The organism is Geodermatophilus africanus, assembly GCF_900107105.1.
In the GTDB taxonomy this organism is placed as follows: Bacteria; Actinomycetota; Actinomycetes; order Mycobacteriales; family Geodermatophilaceae; genus Geodermatophilus; species Geodermatophilus africanus.
In genome coordinates this window covers 1-17,254 of the sequence record NZ_FNOT01000014.1, presented here as the reverse complement: position 1 = coordinate 17,254, position 17,254 = coordinate 1, and the positions used below count along the sequence as shown (strand labels likewise).

The window sequence follows — 17,254 nt, the reverse complement described above, 5'->3', positions numbered from 1 at the left end:
GACCGGGGTCCTTCCTCAGCCGAGGGACGGGCGCCGGACGAGCACCATCTCGTCGCGGTGCACGAGCTCGCGCCGGTACTCCGGGTCCAGCTCGCTGGTCTTGCGGCCCAGCAGCGGGGGCAGCTCCTTGGCGTCGTAGGCCACCAGGCCGCGGGCGACCACGACGCCGTCGGGGCCGACGAGCTCCACCGGGTCGTCGGCGAGGAACTCCCCCGCCACGCCGGTGACGCCCGCGGGCAGCAGCGAGGCGCCGCGCTCGCGCACCGCCCGGACCGCGCCCTCGTCCAGGTGCAGCCGGCCGCGCGGGCGGGTGGCGAAGCGCAGCCAGAACTGGCGGGCCCGGGGCCGCGGCCCCATGACGGCGAAACGGGTGCCCACCTGGTCCCCGGCCAGCGCGGCGGCCGCCTGCGCGGCGGAGGTGACGACGACGGGGACGCCGGCCTGCGCGGCGATCAGCGCGGCCTCGACCTTGGTCGCCATGCCGCCGGTGCCCACGCCGTTGCGGCGGGCGGTGCCGAGGGAGACCTCCCCGAGGTCCGCGGGGTCGCGCACGGTGTCCAGCAGCTGCGCCGGGCCCTGCCGCGGGTCGCCGTCGTAGACGCCGTCGACGTCGCTGAACAGCAGCAGCGCGTCGGCCCGGGCGACGTGCGCGACCAGCGCGGCCAGCCGGTCGTTGTCGCCGAACCGGATCTCCTCGGTGGCCACCGTGTCGTTCTCGTTGACGATCGGGAGCACGCCGAAGGTCAGCAGTCGCTCCAGCGTGCGCTGGGCGTTGCGGTAGTGGCTGCGCCGGGTGAGGTCGTCGGCGGTCAGCAACACCTGGCCGACGGTGACGTCGTGCCGGGCGAAGGCATCGGCGTAGGTCTGCACCAGCCGGAGCTGGCCCACGCTGGCGGCGGCCTGGGCGGTGGCGAGGTCCCGCGGCCGGCCCACGACCCCCAGCGGGGTCAGGCCGGCCGCGATGGCCCCCGAGGAGACCAGGACGACCTCGCGGCCCTGCGCGTGCACCGCGCCGAGGACGTCGACCAGCGCGGCCAGCCGCGGCTCGTCCAGCCCACCCGGCAGGCTGGTCAGCGACGAGGAGCCGACCTTGACCACGACCCGCCGCGCGCCGGCAATCTCCGGGCGCGGGCTCATGCGTCGTCGTCTCCGTCGGGCAGGTCCTCGTCGGTCCAGGTCTCGGTGAGCTCGTAGGGCACCCGGCGGGCCTTCTTGGCGGCCAGCCGCTCCTCGGCGCGCACCCGGTGCGGGGCGTCGATGCGGGAGTCGGTGCCCCGCCCGCCGAGGCCGGCGGTCTCCTCGACGCTCAGCGTGCCGGCCGGCAGCGTCGGCACGAAGTCGAAGGCGACGTCGCCGATGGCGATGGTGTCGCCCTCCTGCGCGCCGGCCTCCTGCAGGGCGTCCTCGACGCCGAGCCGGTTGAGCCGGTCGGCGAGGAAGCCGACGGCCTCGTCGTTGGTGAAGTCGGTCTGGCGCACCCAGCGCTCGGGCTTGACGCCGCGCACGGTGAACGTGCCCTCGTCGTCCGGGTCGCGCTCGACGGTGAAGCCGCTGTCGTCGACCGCCCGGGGGGTCAGCGTGACCCGCACCGGCTCGGGCTCGGGCAGCGCGGCGCGGTGCTCCTCGACCGCGCGGGCCAGCGCGAAGCCGAGCTCGCGCAGGCCCTCGCCGGTCGCGGCGCTCACCGGGAAGACCTGCAGCCCGCGCTGCTCCAGCGGCTCGCGGACCAGGTCCACCAGCTCGCGCCCGTCGGGCACGTCCACCTTGTTGAGGACGGCGACCCGCAGCCGGTCGACGAGGTCCTCGCGGTACTGCGCCAGCTCGTACTGCAACGCCTCGATGTCGCTCTCCGGGTCGCGGCCGGGCTCCATCGTGGCCATGTCGACGACGTGCACCAGGACCGCGCAGCGCTCGATGTGGCGAAGGAACTCCAGGCCCAGCCCGCGGCCCTCGGAGGCGCCGGGGATGAGCCCGGGGACGTCGGCCATCGTGAAGACGGTGTCGCCGGCGCGGACCACGCCGAGGTTGGGCACCAGCGTGGTGAACGGGTAGTCGGCGATCTTCGGCCGCGCGGCGGACATGGCCGCGATGAGCGAGGACTTGCCGGCCGACGGGAAGCCGACCAGCCCGACGTCGGCGATGCTCTTGAGCTCGATGACGGCGTCGAGGGCCTCCCCCGGCTCGCCGAGCAGCGCGAAGCCCGGGGCCTTGCGCCGGGCGTTGGCCAGCGCGGCGTTGCCCAGGCCGCCCTTGCCGCCGTGCGCGAGCACGACGCGGGTGCCGGCGCCGACCAGGTCGGCGATCACCCGGCCGTCGGGGGTGCTGACCACGGTGCCCGCGGGGACGCGCAGCACCCGGTCCTCGCCGCGGGCGCCGTGGCGGTTGCTCCCCTCACCGGGGCGGCCGTTGGCGGCCTTCTGGTGCGGTCGGTGGTGGAAGTCGAGCAGCGTGTGCACGCTGGGGTCCACCTCGAGGACGACGTCCCCGCCGTTGCCGCCGTTGCCCCCGTCGGGGCCGCCGAGCGGCTTGAACTTCTCGCGGTGGATCGAGGCGACGCCGTGCCCGCCGTTCCCGGCGGCGACGTGCACGACCACGCGGTCGACGAAAGCGGCCATGTCCGCGCCGCCTCCTGCTTCTTCGCTGTCAAGCGCCACGAGCGCACGGGCCGGTGGCCCGTGCGCTCGTGAGCGTCAGATGAGTGGTGCCTAGGCCTCGACGGCGGAGATGGAGACGGTCTTGCGTCCCCGCCGGGTGCCGAAGGTGACCGCGCCCGGCTGCAGCGCGAACAGCGTGTCGTCGCCGCCGCGGCCGACGCCCAGGCCCGGGTGGAAGTGGGTCCCGCGCTGGCGCACGATGATCTCCCCGGCCTTCACGACCTGGCCCCCGAAGCGCTTGACGCCGAGGCGCTGCGCGTTCGAGTCGCGGCCGTTGCGGGAGGACGAGGCGCCCTTCTTGTGTGCCATGTCGGCGTCAGCCCTTCGTGATGTCGCGGACCACGACGTCGGTGAGGGGCTGACGGTGCCCCTGACGCTTGTGGTAGCCGGTCTTGTTCTTGAACTTGTGGATGCGGATCTTCGGGCCCTTGCCGTGGCCGACGATCTCGCCGGTCACGGTCACGCCCGCCAGCGTCTCCGCGTCGCTGGTGACGGTGTCCCCGTCGACCAGGAGCAGGGCCGGGAGGGTGACGGAGTCGCCCGCCTCACCCACGAGACGGTTGACCGTGAACCGGTCGCCCACGGCCACCTTGTGCTGCCGGCCACCGGCCTTCACGACTGCGTACACCACTGAACTCCTCGATCGCCTCTGTCATGTCCTGCGTGGCGCCCGGACGTCGGGCGCCGGGTGCTGGACGGGCTGCCCGCCTCCCAGGCGGCACCGTGCGGTGCGCGGCACCGGGGCGGTGCAACCCGACCAGCGTACCCGAGCCCCGACGGCCCCGCCGCAGGGTCCCACCGCCGGCCCCGTCCAGAGGCTCGTCCCGAGCCTGCGAGGGATGAGGTGGACGGGGTCCTTCCACGGCGGGACCCTGCGGGGGCCTCAGGACGCGGGCGGGCCCGCGGGACGGCTGGCGGCGCGGCGACGGCGCGGGCGGGTGACCGGCGCGGCGGTCCCGCTGCCGTCGTCGGCCACCGGCGGCTGGGTCTCCCCCGTCGTCGTGCCGGACGGCGGCGCGTCGCCTCCGGCCTGCTCCGCGGCGGGCTCGGCGTCCATGGGACCGGGGTCGTCCGGGCCGGCACCGGCGGGCACGTCCTCGTCGTCGGACCCCCCGGCCTCGACGGCCCGGTCCACCGGCTCGGCGACGGCCCGGTCCACCGGCTCGGCGAGCGACGGCTCGGCGAGCGCCTGCACCGCGGGCACCGGCTCCGCAGCGGGCGCCGATGCCGCGGCGACCGGCTGCCCGGCGACCAGCTCCTCAGCGACGGGCTCCGGCGCGACGGGCTGCTCGACGGCCGGCTCGTCGGTGGCGGGCTCGGGCGCCGCCTCCGGGATCACCGCGTCGGGCTGAGAAAGGACCCCCTCCTCCCCACCCCTCGCACGCTCGGGGCGGTGCTCTGGAGAGGGCCCCACATCGGCGACGGCGTCCGGGACGTCGGCCCCGGCGTCCTCGTCGTCCGGCTCACCGGCGGTGGCGAGCACCGCGGCGTCCTCGGCCGCCCGCTCCTCGCCGGACTGGCTGCGGTTGCGGCGGCCGCGGTTGCGCCGTCCACCGCCGGAGCGCTGGCCCTCGCCGTCGCCGTCCGGACTGTCGCCCGCCGGCGCCTCGGCGCCGACCGCCACGGGCTCGGCCGGCGCGGCGTCCTTGGCGTCGTCGCGGGGACCGCTGTCCCTGCCGCCGCTGCGCTGCTGGTCCCGCCGGCCGTTGCCCCCGCCGCCGTTGCCGCGGCGCTTCTCGTCCACCGGGTCGACGTGCACCAGGACGCCCCGGCCGCGGCAGTGCTCGCACGGCTCGGAGAACACCTCGAGCAGGCCCTGCCCGACCCGCTTGCGGGTCATCTGCACCAGGCCCAGCGAGGTGACCTCGGCGACCTGGTGCTTGGTGCGGTCACGGCCCAGGCACTCGGTCAGCCGCCGCAGCACCAGGTCGCGGTTGCTCTCGAGCACCATGTCGATGAAGTCGATGACGATGATGCCGCCGATGTCGCGCAGCCGGAGCTGGCGGACGATCTCCTCGGCCGCCTCCATGTTGTTGCGCGTGACGGTCTGCTCGAGGTTGCCCCCGGAGCCGGTGAACTTGCCGGTGTTGACGTCGACGACGGTCATCGCCTCGGTGCGGTCGATGACCAGCGAGCCGCCGGAGGGCAGCCACACCTTGCGGTCGAGCGCCTTGGTCAGCTGCTCGTCGATGCGCAGGTCGCGGAAGACGTCGCCCTCGCCGGTGTGCCGGGTGAGCCGGCCGACCAGCTCCGGGGAGACGTGCGCGACGTAGGCCTCCACGGTGTCCCAGGCGTCGTCGCCCTGGACGACGAGCTCCTTGAAGTCCTCGTTGAAGACATCGCGGATGACCCGGATGGCGAGGTCGGGCTCCCCGTAGAGCAGCGACGGGGCGTTGGCGGAGGACTCCGCCTTCTTCTGGATGACGTCCCACTGCGCCTGCAGGCGGGCGACGTCGCGGGTCAGCTCCTCCTCCGAGGCCCCCTCGGCGGCGGTGCGGATGATCACGCCGGCGTCCTCGGGGACGATCTTCTTGAGGACGTCCTTGAGCCGCTGCCGCTCGGTGTCGGGCAGCTTGCGGCTGATGCCGGTCATCGAGCCGCCGGGCACGTAGACCAGGAAGCGGCCGGGCAGGTTGACCTGCTGGGTGAGCCGGGCGCCCTTGTGGCCGATCGGGTCCTTGGTGACCTGCACCAGCACCTTGTCGCCGGACTTCAGCGCCTGCTCGATCGAGCGCTGCTTGCCGGTCAGCCCCGCGGCGTCCCAGTTGACCTCGCCGGCGTACAGGACGGCGTTGCGCCCCTTGCCGATGTCGATGAACGCCGCCTCCATGCTGGGCAGCACGTTCTGCACCCGGCCGAGGTAGACGTTGCCGGCGAAGGACGTCGCCTGCGCCTGGGTCACGTAGTGCTCGACGAGCACGTCGTCCTCGAGGACGGCGATCTGCGTGCGCTCGCCGCGCTGGCGGATGACCATCTTGCGGTCGACTGCCTCGCGGCGGGCGAGGAACTCCGCCTCGGTGAGGATCGGCACCCGGCGGCGGCCGTTGTCGCGACCGTCCCGGCGACGCTGCCGCTTGGCCTCCAGCCGGGTGGAGCCGGTGACGCCCTTGACGTCGTCGTCGCTCGTGGTGCGGCCGTTGCGGCCGGCCCGCTCGGGACGGTCGTCGTCGGCCTCCGCGGTGGCCTCGCCGGCCTCTCCGCTGCTCCCGCGGCGGCGCCGCCGGCGACGGCGACGGGTGCTGGAGCCGCCCTCGCCCTCGTCGTCCTCGGCGGTGTCCTCGGCGGTGTCCTCGGCGGTGTCCTCGGCGGTGTCCTCGCCGCTGTCGCCGTCGGCGTCCTCGTCGGTCTCCTCGGCGCCCTGCTCCTCGTCGGCGTCCTCGTCGGCGGCGTCCTCGTCGCCCTCGGTGTCGGCGGCGTCGTCCCCGCTGCGCCCGCGGCCACGGCCCCGGCGGCCCCGGCGGCGGCGCCGGCTGCCCGCGGACCCGTTGTCCTCGCCGTCGTCGGCCTCGGCGTCCGCCGTGCCGTCCTCGTCGGTCCCGTCGTCCTCGCTCGGGAGCGGGGCCTCATCGGCGCCGGATCGGCGGCGGGAGCGGCCGCGCCGCGAGCGCGGCGCCGGGGTCTCCTCCTCGAGGTCCTCGGCCGGCTCGACGTCGGCCTCCTCCACCGTGGGCGACTCCGCCGGACGGCGGCTGCGGCGGCGCGGCGAAGGCGGGACGTCGGTGTCGGCGGGGGCCACGAAGCTCACGAACGCCGGGATGGCCGGGGCCGCGGCCGGCACGGGCGGGTGGTCGCCGGGGTCGGCCGCGCCGGCCGGGCGGGTGGCCCGCCGGCGGGGGCGGGCGATCACCGCGGTGGGCTCCGGGGAGCTGAACTGGGCGCCGAAGCGGGAGACCGGGAGCTCCTCGGGCTCCGCGGCCTCCGGCTCGGGCTCCTCGGGCTCGGCGGCCGCCGGCTCTGGCTCCTGCGCCTCCTCGGCGGCGGGTCCCTCCTCCGCGGCGGCCTGCTCGCCGGCGTCGTCGTCCTCGCCGGCCTCCGCGGCGCGGAGCTCGTCCTCGGCCGTGCCCTGCGGCGGGGTCACGGGGTCGAGGCCCTCGTCGGCCGGGGTAGTCGTGCTGTCGTCTGTCTGGTCGGCCACGCGTGGCTCGCCTCCTGTGTGGTGCTCCCGGGCGCCGATCGCGAGGACTGGCGGCCGCGCAGGAGCACGGGGTCGGACGGGTCGGGCCGCCGCGCCGGGTGGGGCGGCAGGCGCGATCCGCGAAGTCTGTGGGCCGGTGTCCGGGCGAGGTGTTGCCGCGGCCGGGCGCCGGTGGTGCGGGTCGTTCGGTGGTGCGAGCTCTCGGGGTGCGTCACGTCTGGCAGCCGTGTCGCTCGACGGCGTGGAGCCCCGGGGCCCACCGGTCAGACTGCGGCGGGCTCCCCCTGGCAGCGGGTGCCCGCGACGCGGTCCGGGCCGAGCGGGTCGGCCACGGTCCCGCAGTCGTCGAGCCGGCCCTGCGCCTCACGCACGGCCCGGGGGGGCGACGGCGGGCGCAGGTCGGCGACGGCTACCAGGGCGGCCAACACGTCGTCGGGTCGAACGGCGGGCGTCACCTGCCGGACGACCATGTGCAGTATGGCACAACCTGCCTCCTCGCCCGCCGACGCGCCGGTCACGGCCGCCCGCGCGTCGACGTCCCGGAGGCCGTTCTTGGTGCGCTTCTCGACGGTGACCACGTCGGCGGCGAGGAACGCCGCGACCGCCGCCGCCAGCTCGGCCGGCGACACGCCGGGCAGCTCCACCCGCCAGCGGGCGGCGTCGATGCGATCGGCCAGCGAACCGGTGCCCTCGGTCGCCTCCACGCACTCCAGGACGTCGACGCCCGGGGGCAGCGAGGCGTCCAGCGCGGCGCGCACCTCCTCGGGGTCGCGCCGCTCCGCCAGACCGATCTCCACGTACTCGGCCTCGCTGGCCGCGCCGGTGGGCGCCGCGCCGACGTAGGAGATCTTCGGGTGCGGCGAGAAGCCTGCGGAGAAGGCCATCGGCACGCGGGCGCGGCGCAGCGCCCGCTCCAGGGCACGGGCGAGGTCGCGGTGCGAGGCGAAACGCAGCGGGCCGCGCTTGGCGTAGCGCAGCCGCAGCTTCTGCACGGTGGGCGGCGGGGGCGGCCCCTCGGGCTGGCGGGCCACTACCGGCCGACGACCGTGAGCGGGAGCAGGCTGCGCCCGGTCGGCCCGACCTGGATCTCGGTGCCGTTGGTCGGGCAGACGCCGCAGTCGTAGCAGGGGGTCCACCGGCAGTCGGCGACCTCCTCCTCGCTGAGCGCCTCCTGCCAGTCGTCCCAGAGCCACTCCTTGTCCAGCCCGGAGTCCAGGTGGTCCCAGGGCAGGACCTCGTCCTGGCCGCGCTCGCGGATGGTGTACCAGTCGAGGTCGACCCCGAGCGGCGCGAGCTCGGCGGCCGCGGCGGCGGTCCAGCGCTCGAAGGAGAAGTGCTCGCTCCAGCCGTCGAACCGGCCGCCCTCGCGCCACACCCGCTCGATCACCCGGCCGACCCGGCGGTCGCCGCGGGAGAGCAGGCCCTCGACGATGCCCGGCTTGCCGTCGTGGTAGCGCAGCCCGATCGACCGGCCGACGCGGCGGTCGGCGTTGATGGCCTGGCGGAGCAGCCTGAGCCGGGAGTCGATCGTCTCGGCGCCGGCCTGCCCGGCCCACTGGAACGGCGTGTGCGGCTTGGGCACGAACCCGCCGATCGAGACGGTGCAGCGGACGTCCTTGCGGCCGCTGGCCTCCCGGCCGGCGCGGATGACCTCGACCGCGAGCTCGGCGATCTCCAGCACGTCCTCGTCGGTCTCGGTCGGCAGACCGCACATGAAGTAGAGCTTCACCTGCTGCCAGCCGTTGGCGTAGGCGGTGGTGACGGTGCGGACGAGGTCGTCCTTGGACACCGTCTTGTTGATCACCCGGCGGATCCGCTCGCTGCCGCCCTCGGGGGCGAAGGTCAGCCCGGAGCGCCGGCCGTTGCGGGACAGCTCGTTGGCGAGGGTGACGTTGAAGGCGTCGACCCGGGTGGACGGCAGCGACAGGCCGGTGTTGGTGCCCTCGTAGCGGTCGGCGAGCTGCTTGGCGATCTGGCCGATCTCGGAGTGGTCGGCGCTGGACAGCGACAGCAGCCCGACCTCCTCGTACCCGGTGGCGCGCAGCCCCTGGTCGACCATCGAGCCGATGCCGGTGATCGTCCGCTCGCGCACCGGGCGGGTGATCATCCCGGCCTGGCAGAAGCGGCAGCCGCGGGTGCAGCCGCGGAAGATCTCCACGCTCATCCGCTCGTGCACGCTCTCGGCCAGCGGCACCAGCGGCGTCTTCGGGTAGGGCCACTCGTCGAGGTCCATGACGGTGCGCTTGCCGACCCGCGCGGGGACGTCCTCCCGGGTGCGGGTGACGGCTGCGATGGCGCCGTCCGGGCCGTAGGAGACCGCGTAGAACCGCGGCACGTAGACGCCGTCCACCCGCGCGAGGCGGGCCAGCAGCTCGACCCGGCCGCCGGGCCGGCCCTGCTCCTTCCACGCCGCGACGACGTCGGTGATGTCGCCGACGACCTGCTCGCCGTCGCCCAGGACGGCGCAGTCGACGAAGTCGGCGATGGGCTCGGGGTTGAACGCGGCGTGCCCGCCGGCCACGACGACCGGGTGCGTCTCGTCGCGGTGGTGCGCGTGCAGGGGGACCCCGGCGAGGTCGAGGGCCTCGAGCAGGTTGGTGTAGCCGAGCTCGGTGGCGAAGCTGACGCCGAGCAGGTCGAAGTCGGCGACCGCCCGGTGGGAGTCGACGGTAAACTGGCCGACGCCGTGCTCGCGCATCAGGGCGGCGAGGTCAGGCCAGACGGCGTAGGTGCGCTCGGCCAGGGCGTCGGGCCGCTCGTTGAGCACCTCGTACAGGATCATCAGGCCCTGGTTGGGCAGCCCGACCTCGTAGGCGTCCGGGTACATCAGCGCCCAGTGGACGGCGACGTCGTCCCACGCCTTGACCTGCGCGTTCAGCTCACCGCCGACGTACTGGATCGGCTTCTGGACCTGGGCGAGGAGGGGCTCGAGGCGGGGGTAGAGCGACTCGCCGGGAACGGTGCGCGGGGCATCAGTCATGACCGGTCCAGGGTAGCCGCCGCGCCGCGCGTCCCTCAGGGCCCGAGGACCGTTCAGGAGAGCCGGACGTAGGACAGGTCGAAGTCCGTCTCCCAGTCCCGGCCGGGGTGCCTGATCTCCCAGCGGCCGGCGATGGTGGCCCCGTCGTCGCCCACCGTGCCCGTGTACCGCTGCGCGAAGTCGAGCGGGGCGAAGTCCGGTTCCTCCCGGAGGAGCGTCCAGACCCGCCCGTCGAAGGTCATCCGGTACAGCCGGACGACCCCACGGGAGTCGAAGTAGTGCTGCAGGTATCCCCCGCTGCCGGGATCGGCCGCGATGACGCACAGTCCGTCGGGCGCCTCGGGAAGGTCGACCTCCGAGTGCTGCAGCAGGAACCGGCCGCTGAGGGCCCACTCGAACCGCACCCGGGCGCGCACCGAGTCCGGTGGCGCGAAGGACGTCTCGATCCGCCACTCGCCGACCAGCGGCCGGAGCGGCTCCATGGGGTCACGATCCTCGTCCATGGCAAGGAGACCCGATCGGGATCCCCGACTCATCGCCCGGACGCCGAGATCGGCGGTCTCGTGGCCATCACGGCCTGATCGCCACGAGATCGCCGATCTCGCGCCGGGCGGGGCTTCAGGCCAGCTTCGGGAAGAACAGCGCGATCTCGCGGGCGGCGGACTCGTCGGAGTCCGAGCCGTGGACGATGTTGTTCTGCACCTCGAGGCCGAAGTCGCCGCGGATGGTGCCGGGGGCGGCCTTCACCGGGTCGGTGGCGCCGGCCAGGGCGCGGAACGCCTCGACCGCTCGCGGGCCCTCGACGACGAGCGCGAGCAGCGGGCCGCCGGTGATGAACTCCACCAGCGGGCCGAAGAACGGCTTCTCGCGGTGCTCGCCGTAGTGCTCCTCGGCGACGTCGCGGTCCAGGGTGCGCAGCTCGGCGGCGACCAGGCGGAGTCCCTTGGCCTCCAGGCGCGAGATCACCTCGCCGACCAGGCCACGGGCGACGCCGTCGGGCTTGACGAGGACGAGGGTGCGGGCGGGGGTGGCTTCAGACACGAGCGCGGAGCCTACGCGGCGGGGTCGCCGTCCCTCCGGGGAGCGGGCTCCCGGAAGGGGTGGCCCAGCAGCTCCTTGCGCACCTGCAGCAGGTACAGCCAGATCAGCACGAACACGCCGCCGACGAACCACATGGCGGCGTTGAGCAGCCCGGTGAGCAGCAGCGGCACCTGCAGCGCGGTGCCGACGACCACGCCCCAGGGACGGCGCTGCACCCCGCCGGCCAGCACGAGGACGACGGCCAGCACCAGCAGCAGGGTCAGCCGCACGCCGCCGAGGCCCCCCTCGGTCTGCGCGATGCCGCGCGGCACGAAGAGGACGGCGATGCCCTCGAGCACCAGCACGCCGGCCGCCGCGCCGCGCAGCGCGCGGGCCGCCCGCACCGGGTCCGCCGCCGTCACGACGTGGTCCCGCCCAGGAGCGTGCGGGCCTCCCCCGCCGTGATCACGCTGCCGGTGACCAGCACGCCGGAGCCGCCCAGCGCGTCGTCCGGACCGGCCTCCGCCAGCTCGATGGCCTCCGTCAGCGCCTCGGGCAGCCGCGGCGACACGCTGACGCGGTCGGCGCCGAAGACGTCGACGGCCAGCGCGCCGAGCTCGTCGGCCGGCATCGCCCGCGACGAGCTGTTCTGGGTGACCACGAGCTCGGCGCAGACCGGCTCGAGCTCGCGCAGCATCCCCTCGACGTCCTTGCCGTGCACCACGCCCACCACCCCGACCAGCCGGGTGAAGTCGAAGGACTCCCGGACCGCCTCGACCGTCGCGGCCATGCCGGCCGGGTTGTGCGCCGCGTCGACGAGCACCGTCGGGCTGGTGCGCACCCGTTCCAGCCGGCCGGGCGAGCGGACGGCGGCGAACGCGGCGCGCACCGTCCCGACGTCGATCGGCCCGGTGCCCGCCCCCGCCCCGAGGAACGCCTCGACGGCGGCCAGCGCGGTCGCGGCGTTCTGCGCCTGGTGCGCGCCGAACAGCGGGAGGAACACCTCGCCGTACTCGCCGCCGAGGCCCTGCAGCCGCAGCTGCTGCCCGCCGACGGCGACCCGCCGGTCGAGCACGCCGAACTCGGTGCCCTCGCGGGCGACCACGGCCTCCACCTCGACCGCGCGGCGGACCAGCGCGTCGAGCGCCGCGGGCTGCTGGCGGGCCAGCACCGCCACCGCGTCGCGCTTGATCACCCCGGCCTTCTCCCCCGCGATGGTGCCGACGTCGGGCCCCAGGTACTCGGCGTGGTCGAGCGCGACCGGGGTGACGACGGCGACGCGGGCGTCGACGACGTTGGTCGCGTCCCAGGTGCCGCCCATCCCGACCTCGACGACGGCGACGTCGACCGGCGCGTCGGCGAAGGTCGCGTAGGCCATGCCCACCGTGACCTCGAAAAAGCTCATCGGGTGTTCGCCGGCGGCGTCGACCATCTGCACGTAGGGCGCGATGTCGGAGTACGTCTCGACGAACCGCTCGGCGCTGACCGGCTCGCCGTCGAGCACGATCCGCTCGCGGACCGACTGCAGGTGCGGGCTGGTGAAGCGGCCCACGCGCAGGCCGAAGCCGCGCAGCAGCTCGTCGACCATCCGCGCCGTCGTCGTCTTGCCGTTGGTGCCGGCCACCTGGACGACGGGGTAGGCGCGATGCGGTGAGCCGAGCAGGTCGACCAGGGCGGAGATGCGGCCCAGGGAGGGCTCCAGCCGCGTCTCGGGCCAGCGGGCCAGCAGCTCCTGCTCCACGCGCGCCAGGTCGGCGGTGCCGCTGCTGCTCATCCTCCCCAGGATGCCAGTCACCCACTACCTACGATGAGGGGCATGACCACCGACACCCGCAGCCCGGAGACCGTCGTCCCCGGAGCGGGCGCCGGTGTACCCGAGAAGCCGTCGCTGGACGGGCTCGAGGAGAAGTGGGCTGCCCGCTGGGCCGAGGACGACACCTACGCGTTCGATCGCGCGGCCGCGCTCGCCGCGCCGCGGGAGCAGACCTGGTCGATCGACACCCCGCCGCCGACCGCCAGCGGCTCGCTGCACGTCGGACACGTGTTCAGCTACACGCACACCGACATCGTCGCCCGCTACCAGCGGATGCGCGGCCGGCACGTCTTCTACCCGATGGGCTGGGACGACAACGGCCTGCCGACCGAGCGCCGGGTGCAGAACTACTACGGCGTCCGCTGCGACCCCTCGCTGCCCTACGCCGAGGACCTCCAGCCGCCGGCCAAGCCGGGCAAGGACCAGCTGCCGGTCTCGCGCCGCAACTTCGTGGAGCTGTGCGAGCAGCTGACCGCCGAGGACGAGGCCGCCTACGAGCAGCTGTGGCGCCGGGTCGGGCTCTCGGTCGACTGGACCGACGTCTACCGGACGATCTCGGAGGCCTCCCGCGCCACCGCGCAGCGCGCGTTCCTGCACAACCTCGCCCGCGGCGAGGCCTACGCACAGGAGGCGCCGACCCTCTGGGACGTCACCTTCCGGACGGCGGTCGCCCAGGCGGAGCTCGAGGACCGCGAGCGCCCCGGCGCCTACCACCGCATCTCGTTCCACACCTCCGACGGCCCGGTGTTCATCGAGACCACCCGGCCCGAGCTGATCCCCGCCTGCGTCGCCCTGGTCGCCCACCCCGACGACGATCGCTACCGGCCGCTGTTCGGGCAGACCGTGCGGACGCCGTTGTTCGACGTCGAGGTGCCGGTCGTCGCGCACCGCCTCGCCGAGCCCGACAAGGGCTCGGGCATCGCGATGATCTGCACCTTCGGCGACCTCAACGACGTCACCTGGTGGCGGGAGCTGCAGCTGCCCACCCGCGCGATCGTCGGCTGGGACGGCCGGCTGCTGGCCGAGGCGCCCGCCGGCGTCCCGGCGGGCCCGTACGCCGAGCTGGCCGGCAAGACGGTGTTCAGCGCCCAGCAGCGGATCGTGGAGCTGCTGCGCGAGTCCGGCGACCTGGACGGCGAGCCGCGGCCGATCACCCACCCGGTGAAGTTCTTCGAGAAGGGCGAGCGCCCGCTGGAGATCGTCACCACGCGGCAGTGGTACATCCGCAACGGCGGCCGGGACGCCGCGTTGCGCGACGCCCTCATCGAGCGAGGCCGGGAGATCCAGTGGGTCCCCGAGCACATGCGGCACCGCTACGAGAACTGGGTCGAGGGGCTCAACGGCGACTGGCTGATCAGCCGGCAGCGGTTCTTCGGCGTCCCGTTCCCGGTGTGGTACCGGCTCGACGACGCCGGCGACCCGGTGTACGACGAGCCGATCCTCGCCCCGGAGTCGGCCCTGCCGGTGGACCCCTCCTCCGACGTCCCCGACGGCTACGCCGAGTCGCAGCGGGGCGTGCCCGGTGGCTTCGTCGCCGACCCCGACGTGATGGACACCTGGGCGACGTCGTCGCTGTCCCCGCAGGTGGCCTCGGGCTGGGACACCGACCCGGAGCTGTTCGCGCACGTCTTCCCGATGGACCAGCGGCCACAGGCCCACGACATCATCCGGACCTGGCTGTTCTCCACCGTCGTCCGCTCGCACTTCGAGCACGGCACGGTGCCGTGGACGCACGCCACCATCTCCGGGTTCGTCGTCGACCCCGACCGCAAGAAGATGTCGAAGTCGAAGGGCAACGTCGTCACGCCGATCGACGTGCTCGAGCGCTACGGCACCGACGCGGTGCGCTGGCGGGCCGCCGGTGCCCGGCCGGGCGCGGACTCGCCGTTCGACGAGGCGCAGATGAAGGTCGGCCGCCGGCTGGCCATCAAGCTGCTCAACGTCGGCAAGTTCGTGCTGGGGCTGGGGGCGTCCGCCGACCTGTCGGCCGCGGCCGTGACCGAGCCGATCGACCGCGGCCTGTTGGCCGGCCTGGCGGGGGTGGTCGACGAGGCGACCGCGGCGATGGAGTCCTACAACTACACCCGCGCGCTCGAGGTCGCCGAGGCGTTCTTCTGGTCGTTCTGCGACGACTACGTGGAGCTGGTGAAGTCCCGCGCCTACGGGTCGGGGCCGGCCGCGGAGTCCGCGCGGGCCACGCTGGCGCTGGCGCTGTCGGTGCAGCTGCGGCTGTTCGCGCCGGTGCTGCCGTTCGTCACCGAGGAGGTCTGGTCCTGGTGGCAGGCCGGCTCGGTGCACCGGGCGCCGTGGCCGGCCGCGGCCGAGCTGCCCGCGGGCGGCGACCCCGCGGTGGTCTCGGTGGTGGCGAGCGCGCTGGCCGGGGTCCGCAAGGCGAAGTCCGACGCCAAGGTCTCGATGCGGGCCGACGTCGAGTCCGCGACGGTGACCGCGCCGGACGGGCAGGTGCCGCTGGTGGAGGCCGCGCGGGGTGATCTGGTGGAGGCCGGCCGGATCGCCTCGCTGACCGTCGTCCCCGGGAACGGGCCGCTGGCGGTGGACGTCGTCCTCGCGCCCCCCGCGGAGGCCTGAGCCACTTCGCTGGGTGTTGAACCCCTGGGGCCCAGGAGGACGGCTCTTCCGGGCCTCAGGCGTTCAACCCCGTAGCTGTCCACAGGGCGCACCCGCCAACCCGCTGGACCCGGCCACGATCTCGGCGTGCACGACCTCGCGCAGTTGCTCCCCCACGGTGTCGGACCACGGCACGAATTGACGCTGGCCACGAGCGCCAGCTCCGTGACCCGGTGGACGGCCGACGGCGAACTCGTCCACGTCCATCCCGGCGTGGTGGTTCTCCCCGGCCTCGTCGACGACCCCCGCACCAGAGCTCGAGCAGCGACGCTTTGGACGAAGGGCCCGCTCAGCCACTTCTCCGCCCTCGCGCTGTGGGAGGTCGTCACCGAACCGCGGGGACCCGTCCACGTGACCGTGCCCGCCGACCGCTGCCCGCGCGGGTCGTCCGGGGTGATCGCGCACCGCACGACACTGCCGCTCCCGGTGACCCGCATCGACGGCATCCCGGTCGTGCACCTGACCCGCAGCCTCGTGGACGCGTGGTCCTGGGCGTACACACCCGGGAGGAACCCAGCGGCCACCCACGAGCAGGCAGACGCACGGCGAGCGGTCATCGAGTCGGTGCGCAGCCGTGGCGTGAGCGCCGCCGCGCTGCGCGACGAGTCGACCCGGCTGCGCACCCACGGGGGACGTGCCGAGCTCCGCAGGCTGCTCGACCTCGTCGCCGGTGGCTGCGAGAGCGAGCTGGAGATCTGGGGCGTCACCCGCGTGCTGCCGGGCCCGCCGCGGCTCCCTGCCTACGTGCAGCAGCACCCGATCCGCCTGCCGGACGGACGGTGGATCCGCCTCGACGCAGCCTTCGTGGAGGCGCGCGTCGCCGTGGAGCTCGACGGCGCCGCCTTCCACGGCAGCCGGGCGGCTCGTGAGCGGGACCTGCGCCGGGACACCGCCCTGGCGGCGCTGGGCTGGGTTGTGCTCCGGTTCAGCTACGCCCGGCTCGTGGCCGACCCGGAGGGCTGCCGGCGGGAGATCGAGGCCGTGGTGCGGGGGCGGCTCGCCGGGCGCTGAACGCCTGAGGCGGGTTATGTGGGTTGCCCACGTCAACTGATCGCTTGACATGGGGGCGCCTCTGCGGAACGTGGCGGTTGTCGAAGACCCCTCGCCCGCAGAGGCGCCCATCATGCTGCCCACCGAGGACCTGTTCGTCCACGTCTACGTGCTCGTCGACGACGCCATCACCGCCGGGGAGGTCACCATCCCGGCGCGGCCGGGTCCGGCCCCGGCCTGCAGCGACGCCGAACTGCTGACCATCGCGCTGGTCCGTCATCTGCTGGGCCGGCGCAGCGAGGCCGGGTTCGTGGCCGAGGTGGCCCGGAACTGGGCGCAGCTGTTTCCCCGGCTGCCGCACCAGTCCGAGGCCAACCGGCGGATCCGCTGGCTGTGGGCGGCCTTTGAGCAGCTGCGGGCCGCGCTCGCGGCTCGGTGCCCGGTCGATCACTGCGCCCAGGTCGACACCACCGCGCTGCCGGTCAAGCACCCCTCCCGGGTGCGCGGCCCCGATGGCTGGGTCGGCCCAAACGAGTTGGTCGCCCGCTTCGGCCGCGACGGGGCGCACGGCGAGTGGTTCTACGGCTTCCGGCTGGCGGTCACCACCGACCTGGGATCCCGGCTGGTGCGCGCCTGGAGCATCGTGCCGGCCGCGGTCAACGAGCGGGAGGTGGCGGTCGATCTGCTCGAGACCGGGCCGGCACCGCGCGACGTCCTGCTGGATAAGGGCTTCGCCGGGCGGGCGTTCGCCGCGGCCTGCGCCGCCCGCGGCACCGCCGTGCTGATCCCGCCCACCAAGACCCAGCGCGCCGGCATGCCCAGCGCCCTGCGCAAGGTGATCGCCTGTTGGCGCAACTACATCGAGGTCACCTTCGGTGAGCTCACCGACCGGATGGAGCTGGCCCGCCACGGCGCGCATACCTTCTGGGGCTTGCTGACCCGCACCGCCGCCACCATTGCCGCCCACACCCTGCTACGCGTTCACCACGCCGATCTCGGGGCTGCATAGGTCAACCCACATAACGCGCCTGAGG

At 74.5% G+C, this 17,254-nt stretch carries 14 protein-coding genes; 3 read left to right on the top strand and 11 right to left on the bottom strand.

What is annotated here, in order from left to right:
- Nucleotides 1-15: 15 nt before the first annotated feature.
- From proB to folC, 11 genes are all read right to left on the bottom strand, one after another.
- On the bottom strand, nt 16-1,137 hold the full coding sequence (proB, locus tag BLW63_RS20195; protein WP_091160351.1) for a glutamate 5-kinase: 1,122 nt from the start codon (nt 1,135-1,137) through the stop codon (nt 16-18).
- A complete protein-coding gene (gene obgE, locus BLW63_RS20190; protein ID WP_091160348.1) occupies nt 1,134-2,615 on the bottom strand; it encodes a GTPase ObgE in 1,482 nt (493 codons plus the stop codon). The genes proB and obgE overlap by 4 nt, the downstream gene beginning before the upstream one ends.
- Nucleotides 2,616-2,705: 90 nt before the next feature.
- Nucleotides 2,706-2,963 (bottom strand): 50S ribosomal protein L27, encoded by a 258-nt coding sequence (gene rpmA, locus BLW63_RS20185; RefSeq protein ID WP_012947748.1) that lies wholly within the window; start codon nt 2,961-2,963, stop codon nt 2,706-2,708.
- A 7-nt stretch (nt 2,964-2,970) separates the two neighbouring features.
- Nucleotides 2,971-3,282, bottom strand: a complete 312-nt coding sequence (gene rplU / locus BLW63_RS20180; protein ID WP_012947747.1) for a 50S ribosomal protein L21 — start codon at nt 3,280-3,282, stop codon at nt 2,971-2,973.
- A 255-nt stretch (nt 3,283-3,537) separates the two neighbouring features.
- A complete protein-coding gene (locus BLW63_RS20175) occupies nt 3,538-6,789 on the bottom strand; it encodes an Rne/Rng family ribonuclease (protein WP_091160344.1) in 3,252 nt (1,083 codons plus the stop codon).
- Between the two features lie 263 nt (nt 6,790-7,052).
- Entirely contained in the window at nt 7,053-7,820 is a 768-nt protein-coding gene (locus tag BLW63_RS20170; RefSeq protein ID WP_091160341.1) for a TIGR03936 family radical SAM-associated protein, read from the bottom strand.
- Nucleotides 7,820-9,769 carry a TIGR03960 family B12-binding radical SAM protein gene (locus tag BLW63_RS20165; RefSeq protein WP_091160338.1) on the bottom strand — a complete coding sequence of 650 codons (1,950 nt, stop codon included), beginning with the start codon at nt 9,767-9,769 and terminating at the stop codon, nt 7,820-7,822. Before BLW63_RS20165 ends, BLW63_RS20170 begins: the two co-directional genes overlap by 1 nt.
- 53 nt (nt 9,770-9,822) lie before the next feature.
- Complete coding sequence (locus tag BLW63_RS20160) at nt 9,823-10,251, bottom strand: hypothetical protein (protein WP_091160336.1); 429 nt, start codon at nt 10,249-10,251, stop codon at nt 9,823-9,825.
- Between the two features lie 136 nt (nt 10,252-10,387).
- Nucleotides 10,388-10,810: a nucleoside-diphosphate kinase gene (gene ndk / locus BLW63_RS20155; RefSeq protein WP_091160334.1), complete on the bottom strand. Its 423-nt coding sequence runs from the start codon at nt 10,808-10,810 to the stop codon at nt 10,388-10,390.
- An 11-nt stretch (nt 10,811-10,821) separates the two neighbouring features.
- Nucleotides 10,822-11,211, bottom strand: coding sequence for a DUF4233 domain-containing protein (locus BLW63_RS20150; protein ID WP_091160332.1), 390 nt, complete (start codon nt 11,209-11,211; stop codon nt 10,822-10,824).
- Nucleotides 11,208-12,563, bottom strand: a complete 1,356-nt coding sequence (gene folC, locus BLW63_RS20145; RefSeq protein WP_091160330.1) for a bifunctional tetrahydrofolate synthase/dihydrofolate synthase — start codon at nt 12,561-12,563, stop codon at nt 11,208-11,210. Before folC ends, BLW63_RS20150 begins: the two co-directional genes overlap by 4 nt.
- Nucleotides 12,564-12,605: 42 nt before the next feature.
- Between folC and valS the strand changes: the two genes are divergently transcribed.
- From valS to BLW63_RS20130, 3 genes are all read left to right on the top strand, one after another.
- Complete coding sequence (valS, locus tag BLW63_RS20140; RefSeq protein ID WP_091160327.1) at nt 12,606-15,191, top strand: valine--tRNA ligase; 2,586 nt, start codon at nt 12,606-12,608, stop codon at nt 15,189-15,191.
- A 204-nt stretch (nt 15,192-15,395) separates the two neighbouring features.
- Nucleotides 15,396-16,241 carry a DUF559 domain-containing protein gene (locus BLW63_RS20135; RefSeq protein ID WP_170856882.1) on the top strand — a complete coding sequence of 282 codons (846 nt, stop codon included), beginning with the start codon at nt 15,396-15,398 and terminating at the stop codon, nt 16,239-16,241.
- Nucleotides 16,242-16,353: 112 nt separating this feature from the next.
- On the top strand, nt 16,354-17,229 hold the full coding sequence (locus tag BLW63_RS20130; protein ID WP_139263503.1) for an IS982 family transposase: 876 nt from the start codon (nt 16,354-16,356) through the stop codon (nt 17,227-17,229).
- Nucleotides 17,230-17,254: the final 25 nt, after the last annotated feature.